Source organism: Prochlorococcus marinus str. MIT 1013, assembly GCF_027359395.1.
Taxonomy (GTDB): domain Bacteria; phylum Cyanobacteriota; class Cyanobacteriia; order PCC-6307; family Cyanobiaceae; genus Prochlorococcus_B; species Prochlorococcus_B marinus_E.
The window spans coordinates 626,271-642,327 of record NZ_CP114778.1 but is presented as its reverse complement, the minus strand read 5'-3'; the positions used below and the strand labels follow the sequence as shown (position 1 = coordinate 642,327).

The window sequence follows — 16,057 nt, the reverse complement described above, 5'->3', positions numbered from 1 at the left end:
CGTATAACCGTGCTTTGCTGACTCGCCTTGTTAAAGGGATTATATTTTTAATTTTATCATCTCAAAAATCCTTTTAGGAATAAGTTGATCACATCTTTAAAAGTCTTCTTCTTTATTGGTTATTACCAGTAATTGTTTCTTTGCTCGAGTTATTGCTGTGTAAAGCATTCTTTTTTCATAATCATCAGAATAAAATTTTGTGAGAGTATTCTCTTCTGAACTTTTTTTTGAGGTACTTGGCCAAAGTAAAAGAACTTGATCAGCTTCACTTCCCTGTGCTTTATGAATGGTCATTGCATATGCCGGATCATACATATTTAACCTTGATGGGTTTATTAATCGAGTTACTAGTCTTTGCTCTTCAGAAAAAACATTAAATAAAAAACGTTTTTTTTCGCCGTTGCCAATAATTATCCCAACGTCTCCATTTGCTAAACCTATTTCAGGTTGATTACTTCTTGCCATTATTGGTGTTCCCTGCCCCCAGGTTTGTACTTCATCTTCAAATCTATTTCCTAAAAGAAACTCATGAATTTTTTTTACACCCCATGGCCCATATCTTTGCGGACAAAGTATAAGCAGATTGTCTATAAATCTAAAGAGTTTTATCATCTCAACTGATTGCTCTACCTCAATCATGCTTGATTGCCATGCTTCATTAGGAATATAATTAATACAATTTTCTGTTAACTCTTTAAGCTTTTTACTATAGTTAAAAAGAGTTCTTACTACGGGATCTGGAATACTTCTTAAGGATGAAAGGTGTTGAATCGTATTTGAAGAAGCTTTTTTCGTTGAAAGCAGCTGCCAAAAAGCCTCTACTCCCTCATCTCTTAGTGTATTTCTTAATAAAGCAATATCTCCTTTGTTTCGGTATGACTTTGTAAGTTTGACTGAGTTAGATTGAAAGTTTGTTTTCGTTCCTTTGTCTTGCAAAATTTGCCATATACCACCACTTGCTATTGGTAATAATTGGTCAGGATCACCTACAAAGATTATTTGACATGCTTTTGGTAATGAATCGAGCAATCCATTAATGGTTGACAAGTCAACCATTGACATCTCATCTATGACTATTAGATCTAATTTTAATAGACGTTGAGAGTTTCGTCTGAAGCCATTTGGTCCTGCTTCTAACCATTTATGCAATGTTTTAGACGGAATATTAGAAAGCTTATCCTTTATAGGGTCTTCAAAATCTTTGATACCTGTCTGAATAGTATCCTTTAGTCTTTTTGCTGCTTTCCCTGTTGGAGCTGCCATTGCAATAGCAAGAGTCGGATTTCTTGTTAGAGCTTGTAAAAGCATTTGAAGGATGGTACTAGTCTTGCCTGTTCCTGGGCCACCACTTAATAAGATGATTTGTTCATTTTTAACAAGGTTAACAGCTGCTATTTGCTGAATATTTAGATGCTTTAGATTCTTACTATTAATTCGATCAGATAATTCTTTAGATAGGTGTTTAATAGGTTGATTCCTTATGAGTATTTTATGAATGGTCTCAACTATCTCATTGTGGGTTCGACGCCAACTGATTAGATCTCCATTTAAAACTATTGGGGAGTTATCTCCTCTAGTCCAGCCACTTTCTAATAAGGCTTTTATATGACAGCTAGGCCAACCTTTATATTTTAGTTCAAGATTTTTTGGGATTACCCTCATGTCTATATAAACCTCACCTCTTGATAATCCATCCATTAATACATTTACGACATCAATTAAAGCTTCGTTAAACTCTATGGGTGGGTAATAGCGAGCTAGAGTAACTAATAATGATTTACTTAAATCAGTTGAAAATTTTTTTTTAAATGGCTCTTTCATTTTTGTTTGCTTATCAATAAATCTAATTTTTTGATTCTTTCAAGAGGAGCAGGTTCGACAATTAAGCCCGGAGTCATTTGAGGATAATTATTTTTTTCTAAATCTCTTCTATCTGGGAGTCCTCTTAAAAACACATAGATATAACCTCCAAGATGTTTTTGAGGTGAATAATTAGGTAGTCTCCAATTTAAAAATCTATGTAATGCAAGTAAATATATATGTGCTTGTAGTGGATAGTGATGACGGTACATTTCTTCATCCATTTTTGACATCGAATAATTTGAGGGGCCACAAGAGAAACCACCCTTTTTGGACAGCGGACTTCCTATCCAGTTGCTTTTCCAATCTAAAACCCACCATTTAGCAATTTCATGATTTGGGTTGTCTGCAAAAACTTGGTCTATGGATCCGGTTAGGAAACCGCTGCTATAGATATTTAGATTGATTAGCTTATTTATATAATCTGAGCCATATTTTTTTTGGACATCTTCTCTAAATATTGATGATAATTCGAGAGTATTAATTGGATTTATTTCATGACAAATTGGAATATGAAATTTTAATTCTTTGATTGAGTTTTTAGGATTTAAATTTCTCATTTTAAATTTACCTAAAGGACCACCTAAAGGTATATTTGTAATTCTCTTTAATAAAATATTAATTGGTTCAATAAATGAATTACTTATATTAACTATATTTAGTTCTTCTTCTATTATAGATGAAACTCTTACTTGATTTTCAATATCATTGAAATCTACTCTTTCAAGTATTTTGTGAAGACAAGTCCCTGCTATGGGGCCTCTTGGAAAATTACCAATAGGACTTTCTTTAGACCATTTGTAATCTTCTAATGTGTCAATACTTTGATCTTTTCCTATCAACAATCTATCGATTTCTTCTAGAGATTCATTCTCAATTTCATCTTTAAATCCAAGGTCTTCATTTAACTCATCTGATAAGTTTATTACAATTGATTCGTCTTTTTTTTGTGTTATCCATTTTGAAAAACTGTATCTTCCCCAGCTATTTTCAAATTGATGGTTAGGACTTGCTCCAAGTGATAACTTAACATCACTTTTAGGTTGAGTCCAGGTTTTATTAGTTTCAATTGATTTTATATCTTGAATATCAACTTTAAGACCCCTTCTCTTGAATGACTGTTCCATCATTTCTTTTGTATAATCTTCTATATTTAGATTTAATGATTCAGATCCAAATAAAAATCCTGAGAGAGGGTTCCCTTCTTGACCAGCAGCCTTTACCCATAGGATTATTAATTGTTTTTTAGCTCTTGTAAGAGCAACGTAAGCTAAACGCTCTGCTTCATTTAATGATTCTTTTTTAATGAAATCTTGATATGAATTATATTTTTTATACCATTTATGCTTTTTAGATATGAATAGATTTTGATTGTCTTTCCATAAATGACTTTTTCTATATGGAGGCTTTTGCCATAAGTATGGACAGATTACTATTTTAAATTGAAGTCCTTTACTCTTGTGGATTGTAATTATATTGATGGAGTTATTACTAAGAGCACTGTTTGGTTGATATTCTTCAGGGATTGTCTCAAGGGACTGGAACCGTTGACTGGTTAGCCATTGTGATGCTCTTAGAGCATTAAGCTTATGTCGATGTATCTGTTCGTCTACTAACTGAGAACTTTGATAAAGATCACCTAATAAAGTTCCTCTATGAGAGAGGTCAGCTATTGATTTTCCTTCTAGAAAGTTTGATAAACAGCCTAATAATCCAATCTTTGGAAATAATTTAGAAAGTTCATAGAACTTCGAAGATAATGAATCAAAATCACCATTGATTTTTGATTCGATAAGTGTGTCTTTTTCCCATTGCATTAGCTCAGAACAAGCTAGTAGGGCAAGTTTTTGTTGGTTGTATGGACTGACTATGCAGTTAATGAAAATCTGTAGGATTTGCGCACCCTCTCTCGCAAATATATTTTCATTGCTTAGAAGTTGTGAGGGGATTTTTAATTTTGTTAAATAGCTAAAGATGTTTTTAGCTTGATCGTGTCTATTGACTAGTATGCAAATATCTGAGGGATTTAGATTTTTGGGATTATTGCTTAATAGTTCTAACAAATAAGATCCAATAACTTTCGGGATTTTATCCTCTATTTTGCTTTTTGATTCTAATTTTATTCTTTGTATGTTTTCTTTTTGATTATTATCTATTAGATTTATTATCTTAAATGGTTCTTTTATTCCATTTAGTTTCAGTCGATTTTCTTGTGAACATGGATTAAGTTCTTGAGTTGATAGATTTGATCTTATTAAACCATCAAGAAATAATTTATTGAGTATTAAAATTAGAGATTTTGTACTTCTATAATTAGCATTCATCAAATCAATTCGATCACAAGTTTCTCTGGCTTGCATGTATGTATTTAGGTTTCCCCCTCTGAAACTATAGATTGCTTGCTTTGGATCTCCAATCATTAGTAATAGATGTGTTGATCGATTACCAAAGGCTTCTTTTAGTAATCTTAACTGGACTGGGTCTGTATCTTGAAACTCATCGATTAATGCTACTTTATATCTAAGCTTTAAGTTTTTATATATATTATTAGGATTAACTTCATCTTCAATCTTATTATTATGATATTTTTTTGGATCTAGTAATTTAAGTAGATCAGAATAATTTATCAAACCCTTTTTTGATTTTCTTTTTTCAAGCTCTTTCTTGGTCCATAACAAAGCATGTTCCCAAACAAATTCACCTGGACTATCATATAAATCTCCTATAATATCAAGTATTGACTTCATTCCTTTTGAATAAGAATCAATTTTATATTTCATATCTAATTGGCAAAGATTTTTAGGATGAAAATATTTATTTATAAGTTCTTGATTTTGAATATCTTCATATGATGGTCGCTTTTTCTCTTTATAGTTTTCAATCCAGTTACTTAAAAGCTCATAACGATTTTTCCTTGGCTTTGATGAGTATGGCTTTGTGTCTGAAATACCCTGTAATTTTAGATCTTTCGCAATCTCTATAAAGCCATCTTCTAGCTCTTTCCCCTTTGCTTTCCAAATAGTTTTAAAATCTATCCATAATAATTCAATATAATTGTTTAATTGATTTGCAAGACTTTCTTCTATCCTTAAGTCATTAAATGTTCGCTTAAAAATATTATTTGGATCATTATCTAATGTGCTAATAACTTCAATTAAATTCTTGCGATTGAAATTAGTTTTAAATATTCCTTTTAATTCTGAAGTTTCTATTTCTAATATTTCTTTTTTCCAATATTCTTCAACAATTTCAGTTATTAATGAATTTGAATCTTTTTCGATGGTTGGGTTTAAATTATTACCATTTTCAACAGCTTCTCTACGAAGAGTTTTGCTGCAAAATCCATGTATTGTTGTGATATCTGCAATATCAATTCTCTCTAATGCTTCTAAGATCAGGGAAGCTAAATATAATGCTCTTTCATTGGATGTTACATTTAACTTGACCCATTCATTTAATACGCTATCAATTTTGTAAAGTTCTATGTTTGTATTTTTTGATTCAATTATTTTTAATGCCAAAATTAGTCTTTCAATTATTTTTGCTTTTATTTCTGATGCCGTTGCTTCTGTAAAGCTAACAACTAGTATTTCGTTTATTGAATATTCTTTTTCAGTCAATAACCTTAAGACAAGATGAGAAAGAGAAAATGTTTTTCCTGTTCCAGCACTTGCTTCAATTAAACGCATTCCATTTGTTAATGGATATTTATTTGCATCAAATAATTTTATATTATTCATCATTATTTCATAGCTATAATAATAAGATTCAAACTCTCTTTTTTGTTATCTAATATTCTTTGATTCTTATCTTTTAAATTATTTATAAGTAACATTTCAGTATCTCCAATCTAAATATTTTATTTTTTTTATAATAGCTGGCACTTCTTTGCTATATTTTTTGTATTCAGGAAATTTAATTTTCAGTCTTTCTTCTTCTTTTAATGCTTTTGTTTTTAAAATGTAAGTTAATGATATGAGCAGAAATAGATGTATTAGACTCAAAGAAAAAATACATATTCCTAATGAAATAAATAATAATCCCTTATAAAGTGGGTGTCGAATATTTTGATATGAATTATTTTTTATTAGTTTCGATTCATTCATAGGATAAGGAAGTGGTGTAAGGTTTTCACCTAAATCTATGAATGCTTTAATGACAATGATTAGACCTTGAAGTGAAATAGCTAATCCAATAATTATAAAACAAGTATTTATTGCAAATGCTATATTCTCTATCTTTGGGTATGGAGGTATAAAATGTAGCAGGATAAGTATTATTTGTGAAAAGAAATACCACTCACCTTTGGAATTATTAGAAAGCCCCTGCTTGCTAAATCCCCACTTTGTTAAGATTATTTTAATTTCTTTAAAGAGATTCCTATTGTTTAACTTCATTTTAGTAACTAGATTAGTTGGTTTTTTTTAGAAGTGGTTCATAAAGACTCATCAATACATCATCGAATGATTCATTATCTAAAAAGGTAGAGGCCTTGCATTCTTTGCCAAAGCAAAGTTCCATTGTTAAATTCTCTCTTTCTCCTTGCATATATAAATCGCCTTCCCATTTATTTTTAAATAAATCTTGCTCATTCTTATTCTGCTCGTTTTTAGCAATGGCATAAGCCAGACCACTTTCTGGTGGTATGGGCCAACAATTCTTTCTTCCTTCTACTGCTAATAGATTGATTCCTCTTAGAGTTTTAGAGGCTTCTTTAGCGTCAATTGGTAATATTTCCTTGCTCACTGTGAAGTTGATTTTTTTTCTATAATCTAGTTTTTTAGATATTATGAGTGTTTTAGAGTTAAATGAACTATTTGCAGATAAATATAAATGATTTAGCCATCCATTCATAAGAGTTTTATATTTTAAACTTCCAACTTCAATCTGTATTAAATTCTTCCCTCCAAAGTAAAAATCACCCTCTAGCTCTTGCATCTCTATACTCTTTTTCGTTATTTCACCAGTAGCATATATTGCTGATATTAAATTATTCCATCGCTCCTCAATAAGATCTTCCTCTATTATTCCAGAGCCTTTTGGGGGGAAAACACCTTTGCCAGAATAGGTCTTTTGCCAGTAATTTTTATTATTTTTTATGTCATTAACTTTTGTGAGATCACTATTTTCTAGTCGATATTTAAGCAGTTTATATCTTTCAAGTTCAGAAAGTTCGAGTAAATCATTGTCTTCAATAAGATTGACAAATTCTTTTGATTGGATTTCATTCTCTTTTAACCATGTTATTTGTGGATTGAGTAACCATTCTTTAATTTTTTCGAAAGAATAAGATTTTAATTTATTTCCGTTTGCTTCTGTCCAATTTATCGGTAGTCCTAGTGAGACCTTTTTAGTCGGTATTGCTTTTTCTATCCATTCTCTAGCTTCTAGATTCTTCCTATCACAACTCATGATTTGTGAATTTTCGGTTTTTATAAAGTTGAAATGATCAAGAGGATTTGCTGGTGGCTCAATAAGAATATCTTTAAAGATATTGGCTCCTAATTTGATTCTTAAGTAATTCAGCCATTGTTGAATAGGACTTGGAGGTTCAATATCTTCTCCTGTCTTTTCATCTTTGGAATTCCAAGAAAGTAAAAGATTTTGACGAGTTGAGATTAAAGCCTCTAATAAAGAATAGCGGTCTTTGTCATATTGGTTAGGGTCTCCAAGCTCTCTTTTCCTTTCTAGGAGATTAAAACTTCTTCTATTGTCTATTCTTGGAAAAGTTCTACTTTCTAGTCCCATGACGATGATGATTTGATGAGGGATTGCTCTCATCGGTTCTAAGGCACTGATCGTAATTTTTCCTGTCCTATGACCAAATTTTCCATTTGAAGAACTTAATGCTTTGCTAATAATGTCTTTGACTACTAAACAATCAATTTCTAGTTCACAATTATCTGTTATGAGACCCCAATTATTAACAATAGTTAGTAGTTGTTGTTCTTCCCATGCCCATTTTCCACCATCTCCAAATAAATCCTTTACGAGCGATGTTATAAGTTTTATCCATTTTTTACATGAACGTTTACTGCGGAGCTCATCGATATAATTGCAAAGTTTTGAAAGTATGCCCCAAACTTTTATAAACTCTGTATTTGAAATGTTTTCGGAAAATGGGGAGATATTTCTTATCCCATTAATTGGATCGTCTGGTAAAACAAGACCAAGTAGAAATCTTTCTAAACACCAACAAAGGCTGTGGGTTTCTTCCCCAAATCTTTCTGAGGAATCAAGTCCCCAAGTGAAGCCAGCGGATTGAAGACTTTTGGTTATGCCACTCACCTCTTCATTACTTATTTGCTGTTGTTTTTGTAATGCTGGATTACTTAATAGGTTTTCAAAAATTGATGCAGTCAGACGAGATGCAGAAACCTCTAACAGATTTAACACAAAATGTATTAAACCTACTTTATCCTCTTGACTTCTATCTGTGATTACCCAAGGTAGTTGAGTGGTATTATGATCTATATTATTAAATACTGAGGAAAATATTGGCGCATAGCTATCAATTTGTGGTGTCATTATTAAAATGTCTCTGGGTTGTAGCTTCTTGTTATGGGCGAAGAGCTGCAATATGTGGTCTCGTATTAATTCCACTTGGCGATACTTCCCTGGAGATTTTAGGAAAAGTATTGATTTGTCAGATTTCTCTTTAGTTAGAATTTTTCCACTTTTTGTGAATAACAATTCTTGTTGTAGTTGTTCTAATAGATTTGGTTTGTTTCCTTTATTAGCAGTGATATCTGCTGTAAGAGAGAAAATATCTTCTTCATTTCTTTCCCCTAATTGATATTCCCCACTTCCCTCTAGCAATTGTTGAAATTCAGCACCCATCCGTCCAAGGAAGGCCTCAAGTCTTGGAGATTCTAGTAACCATTGCCTGTCAGGAGGTGTATTCCATGTGTTTCTAAATTGCATTCTTCTTGTTTCTAATCTTTGCCAAAGATCATTACAAGGGGAAATTAGATAAATTCTTATATTTATTACTTTTGAGAATGCCTGAATTAAATCTATTTGCAATGGTGCCATACTGCTCAGCCCATAGATGTATAGATTCTTTGGATAAGAGAGTTTAGAAATATCACCTTTCTTTAAAACGTTAATAGCCTTTTCGACTTGAATACAGAAGGGGTCTTTATTAATCTTGTCATGTAATAAGTTGAATAGTATTTCTTGCCAAAGGAGATTTTTATTAACACTAATGTCTCTCGTTACGTTCTTTTTTTTCTTACTTAACCATTGCTTGATAATCTCAGGTCTATAGAGTATATAATCATCAAATATCTCTGCAATATTGTTCGCTAGATCCCATGAATTCATATTGATTTGCTTATTTTCTTTTTCGCTTTTTTTCAGCCAGGATTTAATTATCTGTGCTTCTTCTTTCTTCATTAATTCTGGTAAAAACTCTAAAATATCCCAAACAAGATGATTCTTTTCCCATGGATCTTTTTCATTAGGATCAATACCAATAATTCTCTTGACTAACCTTCTTAAATATGTTCCAGGGAAGGGGTATTTAACTAATGCATTGATATTATTAATTATTGAAAGTTTTTCACTTAGCCATCTGCTTGATGGCCATGTACTTACAATGATGTTAACTTCTTCTGTTATTTCAGGAGGATTTAACCGGAGTTCTTGTCCTAGTATTTCTGCTAACCATTCAGCTTTATTGCTTCGATAAATTGTTAACAAGAGTCAAAATGCGATTTAAACATATTTTTAAATTAAGAAGTTCTCTTTCCTTGGATTGATAATTAGGCTTTTCATTTCTTTTACCGCTTGAGATAGGCCTACGGAAAGGGCTCTAGAAATAATTGTATGGCCAATATTTAATTCTTCAATCCCTTCAATAGCTGCAATAGGTTCAACGTTTTGATATGTCAGTCCATGCCCTGCGTTTACTCTCAAACCATAGGATTTTGCTTTGGCAGTGCTTTCTTTAAGAATGGATAATTCCAAACGTCTTGCTTGGTTTTTAGTGACTGCATATTTACCTGTGTGCAGTTCAATCCAAGAGGCCTTTACTTCAGCACAATTTGCCAACTGCTCTTGGATTGGATCTACAAAAAGACTCACTGGTATATTTGCATCAGATAAAAGTTGAATTATTTCTTTTAATTTTTTTTTGTGTTTAATTACATCGAGTCCTCCTTCTGTAGTGACTTCTTCCCTTTTCTCTGGAACTAATGTAACGAGATCTGGCTTCGTCTTAAGTGCTATTGAAGTCATTTCCTCAGTAGCAGCCATTTCCAGATTTAAGCGTGAATGCACAGTCTCTTTTAAAAGAAATAGATCTCTATTTTGTATGTGTCTTCTATCTTCCCTAAGGTGAACTGTTATGCCGTCAGCTCCGCCTAATTCCGCTAAAAGAGCCATTGTTACTGGATCAGGTTCGAATGTCTTACGAGCTTCTCGAACATTTGCTATGTGATCAATGTTTACTCCAAGACTTGCCATAGGTATTTAAAATATATTCTGATTCTATTCATCAAAAGCAAAATAAGGTTTAGCCGCTGGAGTAACTGCCCAGTGCGACTATTAATAATAAAGCTTTCGGAGTTAACTTCATTAGATAGTTTGTTACTGAGGGATTTTTGCCCTTTCTTCATAGAGAAAAAAAAATATGTCTCGGGGTTGATCCTTTTTGGAGTCGATTGGCGATGTTGGTAACTCAAGATTTTGCGTTGAACAATTTTTTTCGAAGAAGAATAGTTCTTGGTGGTGAGAATTTACCTTTAAGCGGTTCTGTTGTTCTTGCTCCTACTCATAGATCTAGATGGGATGCTTTGATGCTGACTATGGCAGCTGGGAGAAGAATTACATATAGAGACTGCAGATACATGGTCACCCGATCAGAGATGAAAGGGATACAAGGATGGTTCTTGAATAGGTTAGGTTGTTTCCCCATTGATCAAGGAAGACCTTCTTTAACTACTCTTAGATATGCCGTAGATTTGTTGATTTCAAGTCAGCAGTTGGTTGTATTCCCAGAAGGAAAAATAAATCGATTTGGCGAACCTGTAAAACTAAAAAAAGGGTTGATTCGCCTGGCTCAACTAGCATCTAACAAAGGTTTAGAAATTAAAATTGTTCCAGTCGGTTTGGCCTACAGCGATGTTATTCCTAAGTTTTATGGATCGGCATCAATTTGTTTTGCTAAACCAATAATCGTTTCTAGAAATTTTAATAAATCTACAAATGATTTCAATATTGCACTCTCTAAAAGTATGCGAGCTGCTGAACAATCGGCTTTGTTAGCTGTTGGTAGAGGATAATATAATTTCTTTAATTGATTTTCTAGCAGTCACATTGAATTTATTTCCTCCTAATTCACTTTAATTTTTTATTTGAAAATGATTACAGCCAAAGAAGTTACTCTTTTAATAAAGCAATCACTTCCAGATGCTCAAATTGATGTAAAAGATTTGGGAGGAGGTGATCATCTGGAAGTAAATGTAGTATCTGCAAAATTCTCAGGTTTATCACTTGTACAACAACATCAACTTGTTTATGGTGCTTTAAAAAATGAATTGAAAACCGAAACAATTCATGCTTTGGCCTTGAAAACCTCAATCCCTCATTAATTTTTCCGTCATGGATCCTAACACTCGTTCAAAGATTGAACTCTTAATCAAGTCAGAACCGATATTTGTTTTTATGAAAGGCAATAAGTTGATGCCACAATGTGGTTTTTCTAACAATGTTGTTCAAATTCTTAATTCATTGGGGATGAGCTTTGAAACTTTTGATGTGCTTTCAGATATGGAAATTCGGGAAGGTATAAAAGAATATTCAAATTGGCCGACAATACCTCAAGTCTATTTAAAAGGAGAATTTATGGGTGGTTCAGATATATTGATAAGCATGTATAACTCTGGGGAATTGAAAGAAAAGTTAGAAATTGCACTTGCTTCATAACTTGTCACTTTTTTGATTCTTATCGAGATTCTTTTTGAAAAAAGAGGTTATTAATATCACCATCTGGACCAATAAAGCTGGAAGGATCCATGATCCATCTATCAATTAATGCTTCTAATTTCTCTTGGTCCCTAGAGGGTAATCTCTTGCAATTCCTGAGAGAATGCAAATATCCATCTGCATAGATCCTAAGCTCAGATGGACTGTGGTATCGACTCGTTAACTCTTGACAGGCATCGCAAATTGATTGGAAGTGTTTTATTGCCTCTGGAGAATCAAAAGATGTCATGGTTTGCTAAGACACTGATTATTCTTGATAGTCAGCGAACAGTTTGCTTTAATATCTTCTCTAGTCTAAGGGTCTACTTTTATAAGTTGTGACATTAATACCTGCAGATCAGCTTGCTACTGAGCAAATTCAAGGATCCTCCTCAGGTTCTTCTCCTATTCAAGCAACCACGCAATCACCCTCCAAGGTGCTTGTTGTAGAACCACATCCAACTCTCAGGACTGTTTTGGTTCAAAGGCTCAGGCAAGATGGACAGCTGGCCGCAGCAGTAGGTTCTGCTGAGGAGGCAGTTGACCTTTGTCGTGACCAATCACCAGATTTATTAGTTAGTGCTGAGATATTGGAAAAAAGTTCAGCTCTTCGACTTGCACAACAATTGGGATGTTCTGTGATCGTTCTAACAGCAAGAACAGGAGTTGAACCCGTTGTTGGCCTTTTAGATGATGGAGCCGATGATGTTTTAAGGAAACCTTTTGGCCTAGAAGAATTAGCTGCTAGATGCAGAACTTTACTTAAAAGAGGAAGAATTGGTTTGCAAGAACGTGTCGCGGTTGGTCCTCTTGAGGTTCACCTTCTCCTCAGGCAAGTCACCTTGCGAGAAAAGCCTGTCGAACTGAGTCCTAGGGAATTTGCTTTGTTGTGTGCCCTGTTGATGCCACCTGGAATGGTAAGAAGCCGCCATGAGCTACTTAGAATGGCTTGGCCTCCATTTAGTGGTGGACCTCGTTCTGTTGATACGCAGGTTTTGACGCTTCGAAGAAAACTAGAACAAGCAGGTCTCGGTGATGGAGGAGGAATTACAACTGTTCGTCAGCAAGGTTACAGGTTTAGCCTTGATAACCTTCCTTCATAACTTTTAGTAAGATTTTAATAAGTTATTTTGGAAGTTCCCATTTGTTCATCCCCAGTTTTGTGCCAATTATGTGTGCGCAGGCATATCCGCTAAAGGCCACAGCATTTAACCCTTGACCAGGGAAACAAGAATCACCAACACAATAGAGTCCTTTTATCTTTGTAGTATTAAATGGCATAGGAAGAAGGCCAGGTAATCTCATTGAAGGAATTGGACCATAACTTCCTTTGTTTCTAGAAAGAAACCTTTTGTGTGTTCGTGGACTCCCTATCTCCTTGTGTAAAATATTTTGACTGAGGTTTGGAAATAGTTTTTCTAACTTTGAAATAACTTTATTTCCATCTTCTTTTTTCTTCTCAAGATATTCTTTGTTGTTTAATCCTTCCCAACAATCCATTGAAGAAGGAGTAAAGGCATGAACAATATGGCTATCTGAAGGTGCTAATGATGGATCTAATAGAGTTGGAATTGAAAGAAAAGTAACTCCTTGTTCATATTCCATCTCTTCCCATGTATCGAGAAGCAAATGGTGGCAATGTGTATTCGAAGGAATAGAATCTTTACTTACTCCCAAATGTAGAGATAAAAATGAAGGAGAAGGTATATATCTATTTTCCCATTTCGTCTCTGCTGGTGGGGTTCTATCTGGTTCTACAAGTGGATCATTGATTCCTTGGCCACCAAAAGTATCCCATCTTGTTGCATTAGAGACTATTGTTTTACTAAAAATTTCTTCACCATTATCTAGTAAAACACCTATTGCCGTTCCGTTCTCAAAAATTATTTTTTTAACTTTTGCTTTATATCTAATTTCTCCATTAAAGCTTTCAATTCCTTTTACTAACTTTTCTGCAATAATACCAACGCCTCCTTTTGGATAGTTAATACCTCCATAATGTCTATCCGAAAAAACCATTCCTGCATTTATCATAGGAGTTAAGTCGGCGGGCATAACAGACCAGCAAAAGCATTCAATATCTATAAATTTTAAGAGTGCGGGGTCTTTGATATATCGTCTAGCAACATCTCCTGCATTAACTGGTAACCATCTAGCGAGTCCTAGGCATGATAAAGGTGATTTAAAAAAAACTTTCATTAGATATCTTGGGTCCTCTATTGAAAGTAAAGGCATCGAATCTAGACAATTAAAAACATCCCAGCATGTTTCGTAGAAATGATTTATTCCTTTCTCTTCATGGGGAAACAAATCAATTAGCTTAGTAACAAATTTTTTATAATCTCTATCAACTGTAATTTCTAACTGATTAGGTAGATGATATGCCAATTGTGTTGGGTCTGGAATCGTTTCACATTCTTGTCCAACATCTTTGAGTGCTCGAGTTAGTAAATTGGTGTACCCCTTATCACCAAAACCAAAAATCATAGATGCGCCAACATCAAAAGTAAACCCTTTCCTCTTAAATGAACCACCACTTCCACCAGGGATTTTATATTGTTCCAACACAAGGACTTTTGCACCCTTGCTGGCCAGTTGACTAGCAGTCACTAATCCACCCAGACCTGAACCAATAACTATTGAATCCCAGTGGCGAGAGCCTTTAGGTTTATTTGTTAATTGAGTCATGATGTACAGAAATTTTTAAATGGCCGAGTAAACAGAGTTTTTATTTGTTAAAGTGTCTCTTAACTTTGTTATTTGACTCAAAGCTCTATTTCTATACTCTTTGTATCGTTCACGTTTGTTGTGAACTCTATTATCGAGTTCAGGTAGTAATCCAAAATTAGCTGGCATAGGTTGAAAGTTTTTTTTATTTTGAACTCGTAAGCTTGCTTGACTATTGCTGACAAAGTTTGTCAATGCTCCAATCATTGTAGACGATGGCAAAGTAATTGTATTTAGTCCCTTTGCCAACAATGCAGCGTTAGTTCCAGCCAACCAACCTCCAGCAATAGCAGCAGCATACCCTTCTGTACCTGTGAGTTGTCCAGCAGCAAATAAAGTTTTTCTATTTATGAACTGAAGTGTTGGCTCTAATAACTTTGGAGATTCAAGAAAAGTATTTCTATGCATTACTCCCAAGCGAATAAATTCTGCATTTGACAAGCCAGGAATCATCCTGAACACACGTTTTTGCTCGCCCCATTTTAAATTTGTTTGAAAACCAACGAGATTCCATAATTGACCTGCCTTATCTTCTTTTCTTAATTGAACGACTGCATGAGCTCTTTTAAGTCTCCGAAGGCTTTTATTATTTACATCTCCCCATCTAGGATCCCATAGCCCGATGGGCTTTAATGGGCCAAAACGCATAGTCTCTAGACCTCTTTTCGCAAGCTCTTCAATAGGAAGGCAGCCTTCAAAAAAAGTAGCAGATTCTTTTTCAAAAGCCTTTAATTCAGCTTGTTCAGCTTTGATCAACTCAGAGTGAAATCTTAAATATGATTCTTCATTCATCGGACAATTAACGTAATCAGCATCGCCTTTGTCGTATCTACTTGCCCGAAATGCTGTTGAAAAATCTATGCTTTCACCAGTAATTATTGGACTAGCAGCATCAAAAAAATGACATTCATTTTCTCCTGTGAATTTTTTTATGTCTTCAGCAAGCGATTCGCTTGTTAAAGGACCTGTGGCTAAAATTGTTATTTGTTGAGCATTTGGTAGACACGGACATTCATCTCTAATGATTCTTATTAGGGGATGAGAGGAAAGTTCATTTGTGATTGATAGGCTGAATTGACTTCTGTCTACTGCAAGTGCTCCTCCTGCTGGAACAGCGTGTTGATCAGCTTTTGAAATTACAATAGATTTTAATTTTCTTAACTCTTCTTGTAAAAGACCTGCGGCTCTATCACTACTAAGCGCTCCAAAGCTATTGCTGCAAACGAGTTCTGCGAATTCCGGTGAGTGATGCGCCGGAGATTTCTTCTTTGGTCGCATTTCATAAAGATTTACTTTGATTCCAGCACTTGCTATTTGCCATGCAGCTTCTGAGCCTGCTAGACCAGCACCTATTACTGTTACCGTAGAATCTTCAGTCAAACTGTAGTGTGCATTTTTTTTAGCTTAATTACATAGTATTCTCATTCTCCTCAACTATTTATTAAGACTTCAGAAATATCTAAAAATCAATGAGGGAGTAAAAAAAATATCTTTAAATTGT

12 protein-coding genes are annotated in these 16,057 nt (G+C 33.9%); 4 read left to right on the top strand and 8 right to left on the bottom strand.

The genetic code is table 11. The features are described 5' to 3' along the window. Positions 1-96 precede the first annotated feature (96 nt). The 5 genes from O5633_RS04260 to O5633_RS04240 form a co-directional block, all read right to left on the bottom strand. The gene (locus tag O5633_RS04260; RefSeq protein WP_269610865.1) at positions 97-1,821 is read right to left on the bottom strand and encodes an AAA family ATPase; all 1,725 of its coding nucleotides are present in this window, start codon (positions 1,819-1,821) and stop codon (positions 97-99) included. Next, the gene (locus O5633_RS04255; protein ID WP_269610864.1) at positions 1,818-5,600 is read right to left on the bottom strand and encodes a UvrD-helicase domain-containing protein; all 3,783 of its coding nucleotides are present in this window, start codon (positions 5,598-5,600) and stop codon (positions 1,818-1,820) included. Before O5633_RS04255 ends, O5633_RS04260 begins: the two co-directional genes overlap by 4 nt. A 96-nt stretch (positions 5,601-5,696) precedes the next feature. Beyond that, positions 5,697-6,257 carry a methyltransferase family protein gene (locus O5633_RS04250; protein WP_269610863.1) on the bottom strand — a complete coding sequence of 187 codons (561 nt, stop codon included), beginning with the start codon at positions 6,255-6,257 and terminating at the stop codon, positions 5,697-5,699. Positions 6,258-6,270: 13 nt separating this feature from the next. After that, positions 6,271-9,564: an exodeoxyribonuclease V subunit gamma gene (locus tag O5633_RS04245; protein ID WP_269610862.1), complete on the bottom strand. Its 3,294-nt coding sequence runs from the start codon at positions 9,562-9,564 to the stop codon at positions 6,271-6,273. Between the two features lie 27 nt (positions 9,565-9,591). Next, positions 9,592-10,329, bottom strand: a complete 738-nt coding sequence (locus O5633_RS04240; RefSeq protein WP_269610861.1) for a pyridoxine 5'-phosphate synthase — start codon at positions 10,327-10,329, stop codon at positions 9,592-9,594. Between the two features lie 137 nt (positions 10,330-10,466). On the opposite strand from O5633_RS04240, the gene O5633_RS04235 reads away from it, so the two are divergent. From O5633_RS04235 to grxD, 3 genes are all read left to right on the top strand, one after another. Next, positions 10,467-11,147, top strand: a complete 681-nt coding sequence (locus O5633_RS04235; protein ID WP_269610860.1) for a lysophospholipid acyltransferase family protein — start codon at positions 10,467-10,469, stop codon at positions 11,145-11,147. A 78-nt stretch (positions 11,148-11,225) separates the two neighbouring features. Continuing rightward, positions 11,226-11,456, top strand: coding sequence for a BolA family protein (locus O5633_RS04230; protein WP_269610859.1), 231 nt, complete (start codon positions 11,226-11,228; stop codon positions 11,454-11,456). A 10-nt stretch (positions 11,457-11,466) separates the two neighbouring features. After that, positions 11,467-11,790 (top strand): Grx4 family monothiol glutaredoxin, encoded by a 324-nt coding sequence (gene grxD, locus O5633_RS04225; RefSeq protein ID WP_269610858.1) that lies wholly within the window; start codon positions 11,467-11,469, stop codon positions 11,788-11,790. A 19-nt stretch (positions 11,791-11,809) separates the two neighbouring features. Here grxD and O5633_RS04220 read toward each other — a convergent pair whose 3' ends face one another. Next, positions 11,810-12,079 (bottom strand): DUF6761 family protein, encoded by a 270-nt coding sequence (locus O5633_RS04220; RefSeq protein WP_269610857.1) that lies wholly within the window; start codon positions 12,077-12,079, stop codon positions 11,810-11,812. 88 nt (positions 12,080-12,167) lie between these two features. Between O5633_RS04220 and O5633_RS04215 the strand changes: the two genes are divergently transcribed. Then, complete coding sequence (locus O5633_RS04215; RefSeq protein WP_269610856.1) at positions 12,168-12,932, top strand: response regulator transcription factor; 765 nt, start codon at positions 12,168-12,170, stop codon at positions 12,930-12,932. A 22-nt stretch (positions 12,933-12,954) separates the two neighbouring features. Here the strand turns inward: O5633_RS04215 and crtH are convergent, their stop codons facing one another. Together crtH and trmFO are read right to left on the bottom strand one after the other, a co-directional pair. Then, complete coding sequence (crtH, locus tag O5633_RS04210; protein ID WP_269610855.1) at positions 12,955-14,517, bottom strand: carotenoid isomerase; 1,563 nt, start codon at positions 14,515-14,517, stop codon at positions 12,955-12,957. Positions 14,518-14,532: 15 nt separating this feature from the next. Next, a complete protein-coding gene (gene trmFO, locus O5633_RS04205; RefSeq protein ID WP_269610854.1) occupies positions 14,533-15,936 on the bottom strand; it encodes an FADH(2)-oxidizing methylenetetrahydrofolate--tRNA-(uracil(54)-C(5))-methyltransferase TrmFO in 1,404 nt (467 codons plus the stop codon). Positions 15,937-16,057: the final 121 nt, after the last annotated feature.